Source organism: Paenarthrobacter sp. R1, assembly GCF_030264015.1.
Lineage (GTDB): Bacteria > Actinomycetota > Actinomycetes > Actinomycetales > Micrococcaceae > Arthrobacter > Arthrobacter ureafaciens.
In genome coordinates, this window is sequence record NZ_CP127115.1 from 2623953 (window position 1) to 2639623 (window position 15671).

Annotated in this window: 15 protein-coding genes and 3 pseudogenes; 8 read left to right on the top strand and 10 right to left on the bottom strand. The window is 63.7% G+C overall.

Annotated features, from left to right (window positions below):
• Positions 1 to 765 carry a phosphatase PAP2 family protein gene (locus QN084_RS12765; RefSeq protein WP_285750068.1) on the bottom strand — a complete coding sequence of 255 codons (765 nt, stop codon included), beginning with the start codon at positions 763 to 765 and terminating at the stop codon, positions 1 to 3.
• A gap of 200 nt (positions 766 to 965) precedes the next feature.
• Between QN084_RS12765 and QN084_RS12770 the strand changes: the two genes are divergently transcribed.
• On the top strand, positions 966 to 1256 hold the full coding sequence (locus tag QN084_RS12770) for a transposase (RefSeq protein WP_062098648.1): 291 nt from the start codon (positions 966 to 968) through the stop codon (positions 1254 to 1256).
• Positions 1257 to 1291: 35 nt separating this feature from the next.
• Positions 1292 to 2146, top strand: a pseudogene (locus QN084_RS12775) (IS3 family transposase); the annotation flags it as partial.
• On the opposite strand, the gene QN084_RS12780 reads toward QN084_RS12775, so the two are convergent.
• The 4 genes and pseudogenes from QN084_RS12780 to QN084_RS12795 all read right to left on the bottom strand — a co-directional run bounded on the left by QN084_RS12780 (position 2109) and on the right by QN084_RS12795 (position 6455).
• Positions 2109 to 3704 carry a MutS-related protein gene (locus tag QN084_RS12780; protein WP_285750070.1) on the bottom strand — a complete coding sequence of 532 codons (1596 nt, stop codon included), beginning with the start codon at positions 3702 to 3704 and terminating at the stop codon, positions 2109 to 2111. The pseudogene QN084_RS12775 and the gene QN084_RS12780 sit on opposite strands and share 38 nt — an antisense overlap.
• The gene (locus QN084_RS12785; protein WP_069696673.1) at positions 3701 to 5161 is read right to left on the bottom strand and encodes a MutS-related protein; all 1461 of its coding nucleotides are present in this window, start codon (positions 5159 to 5161) and stop codon (positions 3701 to 3703) included. The genes QN084_RS12780 and QN084_RS12785 overlap by 4 nt, the downstream gene beginning before the upstream one ends.
• A gap of 113 nt (positions 5162 to 5274) precedes the next feature.
• Positions 5275 to 6129: pseudogene (locus QN084_RS12790) on the bottom strand (IS3 family transposase); the annotation flags it as partial.
• Positions 6130 to 6164: 35 nt separating this feature from the next.
• Entirely contained in the window at positions 6165 to 6455 is a 291-nt protein-coding gene (locus QN084_RS12795; RefSeq protein WP_062098648.1) for a transposase, read from the bottom strand.
• 248 nt (positions 6456 to 6703) lie between these two features.
• Between QN084_RS12795 and QN084_RS12800 the strand changes: the two are divergent.
• A pseudogene (locus QN084_RS12800) lies at positions 6704 to 7195 on the top strand (PhoX family protein); the annotation flags it as partial.
• Positions 7196 to 7252: 57 nt separating this feature from the next.
• Here QN084_RS12800 and QN084_RS12805 read toward each other — a convergent pair.
• Positions 7253 to 8005, bottom strand: a complete 753-nt coding sequence (locus QN084_RS12805) for a winged helix-turn-helix transcriptional regulator (protein WP_069695294.1) — start codon at positions 8003 to 8005, stop codon at positions 7253 to 7255.
• 118 nt (positions 8006 to 8123) lie between these two features.
• On the opposite strand from QN084_RS12805, the gene pstS reads away from it, so the two are divergent.
• Genes pstS through QN084_RS12830 form a run of 5 tightly spaced genes read left to right on the top strand, consistent with a single transcriptional unit; the run spans position 8124 to position 12486 of the window.
• The gene (gene pstS / locus QN084_RS12810; RefSeq protein ID WP_083261853.1) at positions 8124 to 9317 is read left to right on the top strand and encodes a phosphate ABC transporter substrate-binding protein PstS; all 1194 of its coding nucleotides are present in this window, start codon (positions 8124 to 8126) and stop codon (positions 9315 to 9317) included.
• A gap of 13 nt (positions 9318 to 9330) precedes the next feature.
• Positions 9331 to 10398: a phosphate ABC transporter permease subunit PstC gene (gene pstC, locus QN084_RS12815; protein WP_285750073.1), complete on the top strand. Its 1068-nt coding sequence runs from the start codon at positions 9331 to 9333 to the stop codon at positions 10396 to 10398.
• Positions 10395 to 11309: a phosphate ABC transporter permease PstA gene (gene pstA / locus QN084_RS12820; protein ID WP_069695293.1), complete on the top strand. Its 915-nt coding sequence runs from the start codon at positions 10395 to 10397 to the stop codon at positions 11307 to 11309. Before pstC ends, pstA begins: the two co-directional genes overlap by 4 nt.
• A 17-nt stretch (positions 11310 to 11326) precedes the next feature.
• The gene (gene pstB, locus QN084_RS12825; RefSeq protein ID WP_069695292.1) at positions 11327 to 12103 is read left to right on the top strand and encodes a phosphate ABC transporter ATP-binding protein PstB; all 777 of its coding nucleotides are present in this window, start codon (positions 11327 to 11329) and stop codon (positions 12101 to 12103) included.
• A 23-nt stretch (positions 12104 to 12126) separates the two neighbouring features.
• The gene (locus tag QN084_RS12830; RefSeq protein ID WP_069695291.1) at positions 12127 to 12486 is read left to right on the top strand and encodes a winged helix-turn-helix domain-containing protein; all 360 of its coding nucleotides are present in this window, start codon (positions 12127 to 12129) and stop codon (positions 12484 to 12486) included.
• Positions 12487 to 12514: 28 nt separating this feature from the next.
• On the opposite strand, the gene QN084_RS12835 is transcribed toward QN084_RS12830, so the two are convergent.
• From QN084_RS12835 to QN084_RS12850, 4 genes are read right to left on the bottom strand one after another with little or no spacing between them, the layout of a single operon-like run.
• On the bottom strand, positions 12515 to 13024 hold the full coding sequence (locus QN084_RS12835) for a universal stress protein (protein WP_069695290.1): 510 nt from the start codon (positions 13022 to 13024) through the stop codon (positions 12515 to 12517).
• 24 nt (positions 13025 to 13048) lie between these two features.
• Positions 13049 to 13480 carry an arsenate-mycothiol transferase ArsC gene (locus QN084_RS12840; protein WP_069695289.1) on the bottom strand — a complete coding sequence of 144 codons (432 nt, stop codon included), beginning with the start codon at positions 13478 to 13480 and terminating at the stop codon, positions 13049 to 13051.
• Positions 13477 to 14148 (bottom strand): arsenate reductase ArsC, encoded by a 672-nt coding sequence (locus QN084_RS12845; protein WP_069695288.1) that lies wholly within the window; start codon positions 14146 to 14148, stop codon positions 13477 to 13479. The genes QN084_RS12840 and QN084_RS12845 overlap by 4 nt, the downstream gene beginning before the upstream one ends.
• Positions 14149 to 14183: 35 nt before the next feature.
• A complete protein-coding gene (locus tag QN084_RS12850; RefSeq protein WP_069695287.1) occupies positions 14184 to 15581 on the bottom strand; it encodes an FAD-dependent oxidoreductase in 1398 nt (465 codons plus the stop codon).
• Positions 15582 to 15671: the final 90 nt, after the last annotated feature.

Here is a 15671-nt window from a genome sequence, read left to right on the forward strand (position 1 = left end):
TCACCGGTGGTTGCCGGACCGTCTGCCGGGGACAGAGGAGGGGACGGGGACGAAGGAGCAGAGGATGGTGATCCGGTGCAGCAGTCGCAGCGCGTGACGGTTCCACAGACCTGTTAGCGCCAGGATCCCGGCGAAGGAGGTCAGGAATGAGGCGGTGACGTCGCTGGGGTAGTGCACGCCCAGATACACCCTCGACGCGGCGACGGTCAGGGCAACCGCGATCCCTGCCAACAGGGCCGGACGCTGCCATCGGGTCCCGCGTGAGAGCAGATACAGTGCCACGCACAGTGATACGGCCAGCGCTGTGTGCCCGCTGGGGAAGCTGTCCGTTCCGGGCTCGGGCACGAGCGGGTCCGCCAGGGCGGCGGGGTCCGGGCGGTGCCTTCCGACGATGAGTTTGAACACTTCGCTGCTCAGCCACCCCGCACAGACCACCGCTCCCACGGCAATGGCGTTGACCGGGCTTTTCCTGACCAACAGCAGGAAAAGGCAAATCAACACCAGCATGAGGACCCCGCCGACCGGGCTGAAAATCTGCACAATGGCCAGGGCCAGGACGTTGAGGACCGGAACGTGATGCGCGCTGATCACTTGATCCGCCCCGAACTCGGCCGCAGTCAGCTCTTTGGCTGACGTGACCGTGAAGCCGACCGCCAGTGTCAAAGCACTGAGCAGTACCGAGGCCAGGAGCCAGTGCCGGGGCTGGGGCAGCACGGCCAGCCGGGTCCGTGGATCCGGTTTCGGTGCGCTGACGGGGGAAGTCATGTTGTATCTGCCCTTCGATTCCGGCGGTCCCCGTGACCCGGGGCGTTCATTCATCAGTCTCCGTTGCCGGTCCTCAGAAGTTCCTAAGAACCCTGTGCCAAGCCAGGCGGAAGCGGGGCTGGTTCGTCCAGGCCTTGTTCTTCCACGTCCGGTGTGAGGTGTACTACTGATGTGAGACACAGTTTGAAAGGATTGTGCTCATGTCTGCTCGACCTACCTATTCCGATGAGTTCAAGGCCGATGCCGTCGCTTTGGCGGCGTCTTCGGGGCGTCCGTTGCCTGCCGTTGCTGCTGATCTCGGGATCTCGTTGACTGCTCTGAAGCGGTGGATTCGGTTGGCCCGTGAGGCTGATCAGGAAAGCGGTGGCAAGCCCGATGACCCGGTAGATCCGGTGAAATTCAAAGCCATGGAGGCCCGGCTGCGGGAGCTCGAGCGGGAGAATGATTTCCTGAAAAAAGTTTCGGCGTTCTTCGCCAAAGAACAGCGGTAGAAGATCTCTACCGCGTTGTTCAGGAGGAGAACGCCGACTTTCCAGTGGCATGGATGTGCCGGCAGTTGGGGCTTCCACGGGCCTCGTACTACCGGTGGCGGGACGCTGAGGAGACACCGACCGCGGCCCGTCACCGGGACCTGACGGACCAGGTGAGGACCGTCTTCGATTCCTCTGACGGGATCTTCGGTCACCGCATGGTGCATACCAAACTTGTTGCCGCCGGCATCGAGGTGTCGGTGGGCACCGTGGCGGGGATCATGGCTGAGAACGGATGGGCGGCAAAGCGGATGCGCGCCTTCAAGCGCACCACCATAGCCTCGGATCCGGACAAGGTCTTCGCGGACCTCATCGGCCGGGACTTCACGGCAGATGCCCCGGGCACCCGTTTGGTGGGCGATATTACCTACTTGCGGACCGGTGAGGGCTGGCTGTATCTGGCCACCGTCATTGACCTGTGCACCAGGATGGTCGTCGGTTGGGCCATGGCGGACCACATGCGCGCCTCGTTGGTTACCGGGGCCCTGAGGATGGCCAGAGACCGCGGCCACCTGACCCCGAACGCCATCTTTCACAGCGATCGCGGCACGCAGTACACGTCCCGCGAAATGGGCGCCTGGTGCGCCGGAAACAAGATACGCCAATCGATGGGCGCTACCGGGGTGTGTTGGGACAATGCCGTAGCCGAATCGCTGTTCTCATCGCTGAAAAACGAGTTCTACCATCACCACAGCTTCGAGACCCGCCAAGACGCCAGACGGGCCACGATGCGCTATATCGAAGTGTTCTACAACCGCTGGAGGCCTCACACCAACAACAAGGGTCTCCCGCCAGCGACGGCAATGGCCAACTTCACAACCAACAGCCAGCCCCTGCCCGCTGCTGCCTGACCGAAAAGAAACTACCCGGCTGTCTCACATCCTTGACACACCTCAGTTCCACGGCGGGGCGTCGGCCGGTGAAGATGCCCCTGTAGAGGTCTTCGCCGTAACTGGTGGGGGTGGGCTCGCCGGGGTGCAGCCGGAAAGTCCGCCGGCCACCGGGCAGGCGTTCTGCTTGCAGGAATAGGTGGCCAGGCCGGCCCGCGTCGAACAGTGAACGTGCCAGGTCGTACAGGTGCGTGACGAAAAGGACCCGCACTCCGGATTCGGTCAGGGCAGCGATGATGTCGCCGCTGATGCTGGAGCCTTCCCGTTCGTTGGTGGAGGCGAAGGATTCGTTGAACAGCACCATCGACCCGGACCTGAGGTGATCGGCGATGCCGCTCATCCGGGCCAGTTCCTCATCGAGTTTGCCGCTGCGCAGCGCCGCGTCCTCCTCGCGTTTGAAGTGCGTGAACAGCCCCTGGCAGGTACTGGCACTGAAGTACTCCGCGGACACGAACATTCCGGCCTGCATCATCAACTGCGCTGCACCGACGGCGCGCAGGAACGTGGATTTGCCGCCCTCGTTCGCCCCGGTAATCAAAACCAGGGCCATGTCATCGGCTCCCAAGTCGTTGCCCACGACGGGGCCGGCTCCAGCCAGGGCCAGCGGCACCTCATACAGGCCACGCGCGGACAGAACCGGTGCCTGTAGCGGGGGTTCGGGTTTGGGCAGACAAATCGAAGCGCCCATCGCCATGAGCCTGTCATAAAGGTTCAGGCACGAGACGTAGAAGCCCAGTTCCGTCCGGAGCAGCGTAAAGAAGTCCAGGATGTGGTCATCGGCCTGCGTCAGGGCGTTCGCGGCGAGGTTGATACCTTCGTTCCGCAGGTCCGACAGTGCCCGGTGGCCGCTTTCGTCCCGGTCACTGATCCGGAAGGAAAGGGCGGACCGGTCCCGGGTGAAGACATCACACAGCACTTGCCACCATGAGCGGTGAAGAGCCCGGCGCAGGGTGTATCCCGTGGCATGGTTCCCGGGTCCGAGACGGGCGCTCAGCAGCAGCCCGCTACGGAATTTCAGCTGTTTCAGATGGGTGCTCACCGTGTCGAGGTATACGGGTCCGAGTTCGTCGGTGATCATGGCGAAAAAGCGGTCGAAGCCGGACGAGCGGAACGTCTCCGCTTCCTGCTTTGCCATCGCGTGGAGGCGCCGCAGCAGGGGCAACAGGAAGGTCAGGGATTCGATGGCCCGGCGCAACACCGCGTCGGGGTAGGTGTTGAAAAGACCACGGTAGATCTTCTTCTCTCCCTCGATGGCCTGGACCGTCAACGCGTACAAGCTGCGGACCGCGGCCGGGTTTTCCAGGCAGTCGATGAGGACCTGCTGGCGGTAGCGGATCGTTTCCGGATCGGTCAGGCTCCGCAGCAGCGAACCGGTGGCGGTCGTGAGGAGGAACTCGTCACCGTCAGCCATGGCCGCGAGGACAGGACGCAAGGCCAAATCCCTGATCAGATCGGCGGCGTTGGCGGGTTGTTCCGGCGTGTCGGATGATCCCGCCGGGGCAAGAAGATGGGCCTTCACGAGGTGATCCTCTCCTTCAGCTCGGGGTAGCTCAGGCCGTGATTGCGGGCCAGGATCTTGGCGTAGGACAGACCGTCCGCGGGCCGCCGCAGGATCTTGAAGGTCCGCACCGCCGGATTTTCGGGATCGATGCTGCTGACCATGCTCACCGTGGTGGGGCTGAGCCTGGAGAGCTCATCGAGGAACGTCACGCACACGCAGATCAGATCAAGATCGATGATGTTCTTGAGGATTTTGCCGCTGAGGAATACGGCATCCTGCAGGGTGGTCGAGGTGAAAATTTCGTTGAGGATGATGATGCTGCGCGGGGTCGCTGAGTCGAGAATGTCACGGATTCTGGCCAGTTCGTCGTGCAGCTTGCCGCGCAGGTCGGCTTGGTTCTCTTCCTGTTCAAAGTGGGTGAGGATCCGGTCCGGTAGATACAGTCTTGCCCTCGTAGCGGGCACCGGCAGTCCGAGGGCCGCCAGGTAGTGGAGTTGGCCGAAGGTGCGGGCGAAGGTTGTTTTTCCGCCTTGGTTCGGGCCTGAGACGACAAGGATCCGTTCCGGTCCGTTCAGTTCGAAGTCGTTGAGGACCACCGTTCTGTCCTCTGCCACGAGGGTGGCGGCCAGGGCCAGGTCAAAAGCGCCGGTTCCGCAGGCGCTCTTGGACGCTGTGGAAACGATCGGGTAGGTGAACCTCAGACCGGCCCGTCGTAGCCCACGGATATGGTGAAGGTAGGACAGGTAGAACTGCACGTCACGGTCAAACCGGACGATGACAGGGTCCTGGAACCCGGCATGCCGGTCGCAGAAGCTGCCCAGCTCGGTGAAAGTGCCGGTGAACAGGTCCGCGACCCGGTCAAGGAGCCTCGCCTCGACGTGGTTCATCTCCAACGTCGTCCGGGACGTAGACCGATAATCCTTCGGGTTCCCCTGCCGGAACCGCCGGAACGTCGCTTCGACTTCTGCCGTGTAATCGGGGTCGATGTCCTTCCGGCCCACCGTGATGTGGCCCCCGCTGACGTGCACCGTGTAGGCAATACCGGTCAGGAGTTTTCGCAGCCGCAGGGTCTCCTCCTGCAGCATCCGGACGGACTTCGATGCCAGGTAACGGTCCAGATAGTCCCTGACAGCGCGGAACCCGGAAGACCTGGGCTCGGCCCGACCCAGCCCGGCGGCCAGCGACGACACCGCACCCAGGTATTGCTCCACCGCCGCGAGGAACACCGCCATCTTCTGGTAGCGGTAGTGAAGGCCCCCGGCCAGGGCAAGAGTGGCACGGACCTCACGCATGGCAACGCAGAAAACCTCCACGGCTTCCGGAACCATGCCGGTCTCCAGGTCACGGCAGACCGACTGACGGTAGGCGACGGTTTCCTCATCCCGCAACGGGGACCGGAACAGCGGCTGAAGATCGTATTCCTGATACCCCGCCGTCACGGCCTCGATGATCCGCTCAAGCTGCAGGTCCCTCAAGACTCCGGGAGGAGGCGCTCCACCGGACTCATGGTCAGGCCATCGTGAAGGATGCTAAGAGAAATCACTGAGGTGTGTCAAGGATGTGAGACAGCCGGGTAGTTTCTTTTCGGTCAGGCAGCAGCGGGCAGGGGCTGGCTGTTGGTTGTGAAGTTGGCCATTGCCGTCGCTGGCGGGAGACCCTTGTTGTTGGTGTGAGGCCTCCAGCGGTTGTAGAACACTTCGATATAGCGCATCGTGGCCCGTCTGGCGTCTTGGCGGGTCTCGAAGCTGTGGTGATGGTAGAACTCGTTTTTCAGCGATGAGAACAGCGATTCGGCTACGGCATTGTCCCAACACACCCCGGTAGCGCCCATCGATTGGCGTATCTTGTTTCCGGCGCACCAGGCGCCCATTTCGCGGGACGTGTACTGCGTGCCGCGATCGCTGTGAAAGATGGCGTTCGGGGTCAGGTGGCCGCGGTCTCTGGCCATCCTCAGGGCCCCGGTAACCAACGAGGCGCGCATGTGGTCCGCCATGGCCCAACCGACGACCATCCTGGTGCACAGGTCAATGACGGTGGCCAGATACAGCCAGCCCTCACCGGTCCGCAAGTAGGTAATATCGCCCACCAAACGGGTGCCCGGGGCATCTGCCGTGAAGTCCCGGCCGATGAGGTCCGCGAAGACCTTGTCCGGATCCGAGGCTATGGTGGTGCGCTTGAAGGCGCGCATCCGCTTTGCCGCCCATCCGTTCTCAGCCATGATCCCCGCCACGGTGCCCACCGACACCTCGATGCCGGCGGCAACAAGTTTGGTATGCACCATGCGGTGACCGAAGATCCCGTCAGAGGAATCGAAGACGGTCCTCACCTGGTCCGTCAGGTCCCGGTGACGGGCCGCGGTCGGTGTCTCCTCAGCGTCCCGCCACCGGTAGTACGAGGCCCGTGGAAGCCCCAACTGCCGGCACATCCATGCCACTGGAAAGTCGGCGTTCTCCTCCTGAACAACGCGGTAGAGATCTTCTACCGCTGTTCTTTGGCGAAGAACGCCGAAACTTTTTTCAGGAAATCATTCTCCCGCTCGAGCTCCCGCAGCCGGGCCTCCATGGCTTTGAATTTCACCGGATCTACCGGGTCATCGGGCTTGCCACCGCTTTCCTGATCAGCCTCACGGGCCAACCGAATCCACCGCTTCAGAGCAGTCAACGAGATCCCGAGATCAGCAGCAACGGCAGGCAACGGACGCCCCGAAGACGCCGCCAAAGCGACGGCATCGGCCTTGAACTCATCGGAATAGGTAGGTCGAGCAGACATGAGCACAATCCTTTCAAACTGTGTCTCACATCAGTAGTACACCTCACACTGAGATTGCTGGGACGCTCAATTCGGCCACTCCTGTCCACCGTCAACATCGGACAGGAGCCATAAGCCAGAAGGCTGTTCGAACCGTGACAAGTGATTCAGGCGGGATCCATCGCCTCCTCCATTCTAGGCTTGAAACGCGCTCACGTGGGTACCGTTCGGGCCGTCCTAGTGGGCTCCAATCAAGTTGACATAGTCAGCGCACGGAGAACCGCGACGGACACATCGTGGAGATCACCGAAACCGGGAACAACCCGACCGCGACCACCTTCACCTGGAACCTGTTGATGGTGTGTGGTGACGCTGCCCAGGGCGACGTGACCTACTTCAGCGGGTACCCGATAGATAAGGTTTCGCCGATCTCGTGCCCGGACAACTTGGCGTTCGACAAGGCCGGGAACCTGTGGATCTCCACTGATGGCGCCCCGTCGGGCATCGGCTACAACGATGGCCTGTTCAAGGTCACTCTTGAGGGAGCCGAGCGCGGCAAGGTCGAACAGTTCCTCTCGGTCCCGCGGGACGCAGAAACGTGCGGTCCGATCATCCGCGACGATGAAGGCATGGTCTTCGTCGCCGTCCAGCACCCCGGTGAGGAAGGAACCTGGGCCGCACCGAACTCGCTGTTCCCCTACGACGGTACGCCCGCTCCGCGGCCCTCGGTCGTCCAGGTGTTCCGGGGCAAGTCCAAATAACGACCAGTCGCTGTGAAGATGATGGCCTTCCCGTGCGCCGGGGAGGCCATCATCTTCTCAGTGCAAAGCTTCTTCGCTGGATGGGGCAGCAGCTGTGGCGAGCCGGTACCCGATGCCCCTGACGGCGATGGGCTGGGTACGTCCGATGAGTTTGGACCTGATCCGGTTCAGGTGCACTTTGAGCGTTTGCGTTCTCGCCGTTTCCCCCACAGCTCCCCAGACGTCGTCCTTGAGCTGCTCAAGGGGTACTGCCCGGCCCTGGGCCAGCATCAGCACACGCAGGATTTCGAATTCCCGCAGGGTCAATGTGACGGGTTTGCCGTTCTCGAGGACTTCGAACGCAGCTACCCGCATCACCAGCGAGCCGACCTTCAGTTGCTCGGGCACGCCCGCTGCCCTGCGGGCAAGTCTGGCCAGGATCCGGGTCGAAGGTGCCTGGTCATAGCCCGGGAGCACTCCGGCAACCGCGGCAGGGGGTTCAGCAAGGCCGGTGGCCAGGACCATCAGGACGGGCGTGGTCCCGTCGGCGGCGATAGCGGCGGCCACGGTGGCCGGGGCTATGTCGGTGACGGTATCGGCTAGGACGACGGCGTCCGCGGGTGTCCGCCCGTAGGCAATGAGACCGGCCGCGCCGGTTGCTTCGACGACTGTGCGTATTCCGTTGGCGCGGCAGTAGTCCAGCAAGGGCGCGGGTGCCTGTCCGTCAGGGTCGATGACCAGGACCAGGGCCTGGCCTTCCTCCCAGAAGGGGGCGATCCGGTCTACCCGGCGACTGGGCGAAGGGGTGGGTGTGTCGGTGGGTGCGGGCATGCTTCCATGATTGCCCATTCGATAGTGTCATCCACGCCCATTTGAGCGTTCATCTTCTGTTCATTTAGGGAGGACAAAGCGTTCATAGTGGCTCCCTACGTTAGGTGAAGGCAGCTGCATGCTGCCCGGCGGTCAATCCCGCACGTTCAGCATTCCGGCGGCCTGCATCACCGCCGGGTACCCCGGAGGAATCCTCGTGAACTTCAAGCGATCAAGCGCTCTTCTTGCAGCAGTAGCGGCCAGCACCCTGCTGCTGTCCGCCTGCGGCAGCGATAACGCAACACCCCAGGCCAGCGGCTCCGCGGCGGCGACCTCTGACGTCGCCTGTGGCGGCAAGAACGCACTGAAAGCCAGCGGCTCCACCGCCCAGGCCAACGCCATGACCCGATTCGTTACCGCTTTCGAGTCGGCCTGCAACGGCCAGACCCTGAACTACACCTCCAACGGCTCCGGCGCCGGTGTCTCCGAGTTCCTCGGCGGACAGACCGACTTCGGTGGCTCCGACTCGCCCTTGAGCGAGAAGAAGGGCGAGCCCGCGAAGGCTTTGGAACGTTGCGGCAGCGACGCATGGAACCTCCCCGTCGTGTTCGGCCCGCTGGCCGTGACCTACAACGTCAAGGGCGTCGACAAGCTCAACCTCGACGGCCCCACCGTTGCCAAGATCTTCAACGGCACCGTCGCAACCTGGAACGACCCGGCCATCGCTGCCCTGAACTCCGGCGTGACCCTGCCCGATGAGAAGATCAACGTGATCTACCGCTCCGACGAGTCCGGAACCACGGACAACTTCCAGCAGTACCTGGACAAGGCATCCGCCGGTGCCTGGGGCAAGGGCGCGGGCAAGACCTTCGCCGGCGGTGTCGGTGAAGGCGCCAAGGGCAACGAAGGCACCTCCGCTGCAGTGAAGGGCACCGAAGGGTCCATCACCTACAACGAGTGGTCCTTCGCCAAGAGTCAGAAGCTCTCGGTCGCCAGCATCATCACCTCCGCAGACTCCACGCCCGTTGAGATCAGCACCGAGACCGTCGGCAAGACCATCGCCGGTGCCAAGATCAAGGGCACGGGCAACGACCTGGTCCTGGATACCAGCTCCTTCTACACCCCGGCCGAAAAGGGCGCTTACCCGATCGTGCTGGCAACGTACGAAATCGTGTGCTCCAAGTACAAGGACGCCGAGACCGCAACCGCAGTCAAGGCCTTCCTGTCCTCCACCATCGGCGCCGGCCAGAACGGCCTGACCGACAACGGCTACATTCCCGTTCCGGACGCCTTCAAGGACAAGCTGAAGACGGCCATCGCGGCTATCTCCTAGGAAAGTTACGCATATGTCGTCTCCACGACCCGAGGTGACTGAACCTCAGGCCCTGCGCAGCAGCGCGGGGCCTGAGGGCGCACCCAAGCAAACCCCCACAACGCCACCGACACGGCAGAACAACAACAAGGGACAGAACCCTTCAACGTTCAAGCAGGGCAAGGTCGTGGGCGACCGCGTTTTCCACGGCCTGGCCACCGCCTCCGGCGTGTTCGTGATTGCGACCATCGTCCTGATCGCAGTGTTCCTGCTTGTCCGGGCGATCCCGTCGCTGCAGGCCAACACGGTGAACTTCTTCACCAGCAACGAATTCAGCACCACCGACGAGAACAACCTCGCCTTCGGTATCCGTGACCTGCTCATCGTCACGGTCCTCAGCTCAGCGTTCGCGCTGCTGCTGGCCGTCCCCGTATCGGTCGGCATCGCCATCTTCCTGACCCAGTACGCGCCCAAGTCCCTGTCCCGGACCTTCGGGTCCCTGGTGGACCTGCTCGCCGCAGTCCCTTCGATCGTCTTCGGCCTGTGGGGCATCTTCATCCTCGCCCCTGCACTGGAACCGGTCGCCAAGGGACTGAACGAGAACCTGGGCTGGTTCCCGCTTTTCGCCACCGGCAACGTCTCCCTAAACGGTGGTGGCACCATCTTCACCGCAGGTATCGTCCTGGCGGTGATGATCCTGCCGATCATCACCGCCATTACTCGCGAGGTCTACAAACAGACACCACGCGGACACATCGAAGCCGCGCAGGCCCTGGGCGCCACCAAATGGGAAGTGGTCCGCATGACCGTCATTCCCTTCGGCCGCAGCGGAACGATCGCCGCCGCCATGCTCGGCCTTGGCCGCGCCCTGGGAGAGACCGTCGCCGTCCTGCTCATCCTCCGCGCGTCCGCCCAGGCCGCCAGCTTCACGCTCTTCGACGGCGGCTACACCTTCGCCTCGAAGATTGCCTCCGCCGCCGCCGAGTTCAGGGCACCGCTGCCCACCGGCGCCTACATTGCCGCCGGTTTCGTGCTGTTCGCCTTGACGTTCGTCGTCAACGCCCTGGCACGGTCCGTTGTTGGAAAGAAGGTCAACGGATGACACAGGCCCAGATGCCCACCGAAGAGCAGATGAAGGCAAAACGCGCCCTTCTGCCGATCAGCCGGGGCCGCCGCTTCACCGACAAGTTCGCCGGCGGGCTTGTGACCGCCGCGTTCCTGATCGCCCTCGTGCCGTTGCTGTGGGTCCTGTGGACCGTGCTGTCCAAGGGCTTCCCCGCCATCACCAACGGTGACTGGTGGTCCAAGTCCCTCCAAGGCGTCCTGCCGGAGCAGTTCGCCGGCGGCGTCTACCACGCCCTGTACGGCACGCTCGTCCAGGCGTTCATGGCGGCCCTGATCGCCGTGCCGCTCGGCCTGCTGATTGCCATCTACCTGGTGGAGTACGGCCGGGGCGTCCTGGCCCGCGTCACCACCCAGATGGTGGACATCATGTCCGGCATCCCGTCCATTGTGGCCGCGTTGTTCATTTTCAGCCTGTGGGTTGCCACGTTCGGACAACCGCAAAGCGCGTTCGCTGTCTCCCTGGCGTTGGTGCTCCTCATGCTCCCTGTCGTGGTGCGGAACACCGAGGAAATGCTGAGACTGGTCCCGGACGAGCTGCGCGAGGCCTCCTACGCTCTCGGCGTGCCGAAATGGATCACCATTTTGCGCATTGTCCTGCCCTCGGCCATGTCCGGAATCATCAGCGGCATCATCCTGGCAATCGCCAGGGTCATGGGCGAAACCGCGCCCGTCCTGGTTCTGGTCGGCTACAGCCGCTCGATCAACTTCAACATTTTCGACGGCAACATGGCCTCGCTGCCGCTGCTGCTCTACACCGAGCTGATCAACCCTGAAGAGGCCGGTCAACTCCGGGTCTGGGGTGCCGCCCTGACCCTGATCATTGTGATCGCCGTCCTGAACCTCATCGCCGCAGCCGCCGCACGTCTCGCGGCGCCCAAAAAATCCTAGCCCCACAAGGAATACAGATGGCCAAGCGCCTTGATGTCAAAGATCTGAACGTCTACTACGGCAACTTCCACGCCGTGGATTCCGTCTCCATGACCGTCCCGCCGCGCAGCGTCACGGCCCTCATCGGCCCTTCCGGGTGTGGCAAGTCAACCGTGCTGCGCACCCTGAACCGCATGCACGAGGTCACCCCCGGTGCCCGGGTCGACGGCCACGTCCTGTTGGACGGGGTGGATATCTACGATCCCGCCGTCAGCCCCGTCTCGGTACGGCGCACCATCGGGATGGTCTTCCAACGACCCAACCCCTTCCCGACGATGTCCATCCGGGACAACGTCGTGGCCGGTCTGAGGCTCCAAGGCGTGAAGAACAAGCAGACCCTGAACGAAGTGGCCGAAAAGTCGCTGCAGGGCGCCAACCTTTGGCGTGAGGTCAAAGACCGTCTGGACAAGCCCGCCGGCGGGCTCTCCGGTGGCCAGCAGCAGCGCCTCTGCATCGCCCGGTCCATCGCCGTGGAACCCGATGTGCTGCTCATGGACGAACCGTGTTCAGCGCTCGATCCGATCTCGACCCTTGCCATTGAGGATCTGATCACCGAACTCAAAGCCAAATACACGATCGTGATCGTGACCCACAACATGCAGCAGGCCGCACGCGTCAGCGACCAGACGGCCTTCTTCAACCTTGCCGGGGTGGGCAAACCCGGACGTATGGTGGAAATCGACACCACGGAAAAGATCTTCAGCAACCCCTCCGAAACGGCCACCGAAGACTACATTTCCGGCCGATTCGGATAACCCGTTGGAACAGTGAGCGGAGCATGACTACTGTGTCAGAGCAGACCGGACGTTTAACTGCGGCCGAGGAAGAGCAGCCCGTCCTTGTCGCCGGGCCGATCAGCCTTGACCTTGAACGGCACGAAGCCCGACTCAACGGTAAGGAAATCATCTTCAGCCACCGCGAACTGCAACTGCTGGCATACCTCATCCGCCAGGGCGGGCGTGTGGCCAGCCCCGAGGAAATCAGCGACGCAGTGTGGGGCAAACCGGCCGCGACCAACACCGTCGCGGTCCACGTCAAACGTGTGCGGGTCAAGCTCGGCGATGACCCGCAGCACGGACGCATGATCCGGACCATCCGGGGCGTCGGATACCGGCTAGGTCCGGCTCTCTGCGGCTAACCAGCCCGACAGCTCCAGTCCCTGCCCGCTAGCCCGACCGCCGGGCAGGGACAACAACCACGGGCCGGGACTGGACCCGGCCCAGGTCCTCTGCCACCGATCCTTCCAGGATCCTGCCCAGCCGGGGCAGCAGACCTGGTCGCTGCCCGCCTACCACAAGCATCGACGCGCCGGTGCTTTGTGCCAGCCGGGTCAACGCGGCACTGACGGATCCGTTCAACACCCGGAATGACCATTCCGTGCCTGCGGGGCCAAGGATTGACTCCAGCCGCTCAAGGACCATCGAGGCCGGGTATGCGGCCTCTTCGTTGACAGCAGGGTCCAACGATTCGGCCAGGAGCCCGGATGCCGGACTCCACTCCACAAGATAACTGGACGGATCCACATACGCGCAGATCAGATGCAGGTCAAGGGCTGCCGCCAAGCGGGCCGCGGTCATAGCCAAGGACGCCGGGCAATTCCACGGAACACCCAGGACCAGAGGCCCGGGCGCCGGCTCGTCGGTACTGTCCTGCAAGGCGGACCACAACTCATCCATCGGGGAACCGCTCTGCGCCCGCCCTCAGGGGCGGGTCTGTCCGACGAGCTCGTCGTGCAGTGCCTGGACTCGTGCCTTGATGTCGTCCCTGACCAGGCGCATCCGCTCCATGCCCCTGATACCGCGAGTCGAAGGTTCGTCGGTCTCCCAGATCTCAAACCTTTTCCCGGCTGGTGCATCAAGCTTGGCTTCGGTTCCCAACACGATCACGGCATCCACAGCGTCCAGTACCTCGTCGGTGACCGGTTTAGGATATTCCCCGGTGATGTCGATACCGAGCTCGACCAACGACTCCACAGACTCCGGGTTCAGTGCGGGACCGGGTTTCGTGCCCGCCGAATACACCCGTACACCATTCCCCGCGAGGCTCCGCATGAGACCGGCCGCGAGTTGGGACTTGCCGCCGTTCTTGCTGCAGACGAACAGAACGCCCGGAGTCTTGTTGCCTTCGGTCATGCGCGAGTTTCTTCCTTTTCTTCGGTGCGGAGCAGTGAGTCCACCAGTACTTTGACGCGGTCGTGAATCTCATCGCGGATGTCCCGGACGGTCTCCAGGGACTGGCCTGCGGGGTCGGTCAGTTCCCAGTCTTCGTAGCGTTTGCCGGGATAGATCGGACAGGAGTCACCGCAGCCCATGGTGATGACGGCGTCGGAGGCACGCACCACGTCATCGGTGAGGGGCTTTGGGTATTCCTTGCCCAAGTCCAAGCCCATCTCGCTCATCACAGTGACGACGGTCTGGTCCAGTTCGGAGGCCGGGAGGGACCCGGCCGAGCGGACCCGGATCCTGCCTTTGGCTTCGACGTTCAGCAGCGCGGCGGCCATCTGGGACCGACCGGCGTTCTGCACACAGACGAACAAAACTTCCGGTACCTCGGAGCGGGCTGCTGCCTTGGAGCGGGCCAAAGCATCCAGCCGTTCGTTGGCGAAATGCTCGGTGGTAGCGGGCAGATAGGTCGTGATTCTGGCCGTTCGGGCGAGAGCCGTGTAGGACTCGAAGACGTAGCGTTCGACGGTTTCGGCTGCAAAGATCCCAGCGAATCGGCTGGCCAGGCGGTCACTGATCCGATGCAGAAGCTCCGTGTTGTCCTGCAGGCCTGACGAGAGGTCGCGATGTACGGTCATGGCAGAAACTCCAACTCCTTTATGGGTGGGCTTGCTTAAAGGTCCGTGCCCGAGCGGCCGTGGGCGAGCCCGGTCGGGAAGCCGACGAACGCTGGTTCCGGAGCTCCGCAGCAACCGCCCTGGGACTCAGGTTCCTGTGCAGTCTCAGGGGTGGTGGTTGCGGCGGGGACGTCACAGCTGGTGCCGGCGTCGGCGGAGCAGACTCCGGTTTCGGGCAGTTCGAGGTGGACGGTGTCTGCTGCTGCGTGGTCGCCGGCGAGGGCTGCGGCCACGGAGCGGACCTGTTCGTAGCCGGTGGCCAGCAGGAAGGTCGGGGCGCGTCCGTAGGACTTCATTCCGACGATGTAGAAGTCCTTCTCGGGGTGGGCCAGAACCTTGGCGCCGTGCGCTGGGACGGTGCCGCAGGAGTGGAATTCGGGGTCGATCAGCGGGCCGAGCTCGGTGGGTGCTTCCACGGCCGGGTCCAGGTTCAGGCGCAGTTCGCGCAGGATGTCCAGGTCGGGACGGAACCCGGTGCAGGGCACGATGACGTCGGCATCGACGGTGCGCCCGTCCACGGCTTCGACCGTGACGTGCGTGTCGAGGGTTTTCAGGGCTGCGATGCCGAAGCCGGTGTGCAGTTCGATGGTTCCGGCTTCGACGAGGCGGCGGAGCCGGGAGCCGAGCTGGCCGCGTGCTGGCAGCCCGTCGGCGTCGCCGCCGCCGTAGACCTTTTCCGCGGACCCGCCACGGACGGCCCAGAGGATCGTGGTGTCGGGTTCGTCCTTGGTCAAGTCGGCGAGGTTGATCAGGGTGTTCGCTGCCGAGTGGCCGGCGCCGACGACGAGGACGCGGCGGCCAGCGAACGCGGCTCGGTCCCGGCCAGCGACGTCGGGCAGGGGTGAGGAGATCCGGTCCGTTGCGGTGGTTTCGCCGATGGCGGGCAGGCCGGAGGTGCCGAGCGGGTTGCGGGTGGACCAGGTCCCGGAGGCGTCGATGACGGCGGCGACGGTGTGGTCGCGGACTTCGCCGCCGTCGTGCTCGACGCGGACGACGAACGGGGTGGTGTCGCGGTCCCGGACGTGGGTTTTGTCCATGCCTTGCCGGGTGACGGCGATGACACGGGCGCTGGTCTGGAGCCGGGAGGCGATCTGGGCGGTGGCGGCCAGCGGGGTGAGGTAGTGGTCGATGAGTTCGCCGCCGTAGGGCAGTGCCGTGGGGCGGGGGGACTCCCAGCCGGTGGGTTCGAGCAGGCGCACGGCGGCGTCGTCGAGGTTGAACCGCCACGGAGAGAACAGCCGGATGTGGCGCCATTGTTCAATGGCGGCACCGGCGGTGGGGCCGGCCTCGAAGATGACCGGTTCGATGCCGCGCTCAAGCAAATGTGCCGCGGTGGCCAAACCGATGGGTCCTGCGCCGATCACGGCGACGGGAAGGTTCTTCACTGAATCCATGCTGTCCTCTGTTCTTTTCCCTTGGTGCGGTTGGTTTCGGGGGTGCCTGCCGGTCCTTATGGGTCCGGCAGGCCGGGGGTGGTGCTGTTC

Coding starts and splice junctions, on each gene's coding strand:
- QN084_RS12765 (WP_285750068.1), bottom strand. CDS start 765: ATGACTTCCCCCGTCAGCGCACCGAAACCGGATCCACGGACCCGGCTG.
- QN084_RS12770 (WP_062098648.1), top strand. CDS start 966: ATGTCTGCTCGACCTACCTATTCCGATGAGTTCAAGGCCGATGCCGTC.
- QN084_RS12795 (WP_062098648.1), bottom strand. CDS start 6,455: ATGTCTGCTCGACCTACCTATTCCGATGAGTTCAAGGCCGATGCCGTC.
- QN084_RS12805 (WP_069695294.1), bottom strand. CDS start 8,005: ATGCCCGCACCCACCGACACACCCACCCCTTCGCCCAGTCGCCGGGTA.
- pstS (WP_083261853.1), top strand. CDS start 8,124: ATGCTGCCCGGCGGTCAATCCCGCACGTTCAGCATTCCGGCGGCCTGC.
- pstC (WP_285750073.1), top strand. CDS start 9,331: ATGTCGTCTCCACGACCCGAGGTGACTGAACCTCAGGCCCTGCGCAGC.
- pstA (WP_069695293.1), top strand. CDS start 10,395: ATGACACAGGCCCAGATGCCCACCGAAGAGCAGATGAAGGCAAAACGC.
- pstB (WP_069695292.1), top strand. CDS start 11,327: ATGGCCAAGCGCCTTGATGTCAAAGATCTGAACGTCTACTACGGCAAC.
- QN084_RS12830 (WP_069695291.1), top strand. CDS start 12,127: ATGACTACTGTGTCAGAGCAGACCGGACGTTTAACTGCGGCCGAGGAA.
- QN084_RS12835 (WP_069695290.1), bottom strand. CDS start 13,024: ATGGATGAGTTGTGGTCCGCCTTGCAGGACAGTACCGACGAGCCGGCG.
- QN084_RS12840 (WP_069695289.1), bottom strand. CDS start 13,480: ATGACCGAAGGCAACAAGACTCCGGGCGTTCTGTTCGTCTGCAGCAAG.
- QN084_RS12845 (WP_069695288.1), bottom strand. CDS start 14,148: ATGACCGTACATCGCGACCTCTCGTCAGGCCTGCAGGACAACACGGAG.
- QN084_RS12850 (WP_069695287.1), bottom strand. CDS start 15,581: ATGGATTCAGTGAAGAACCTTCCCGTCGCCGTGATCGGCGCAGGACCC.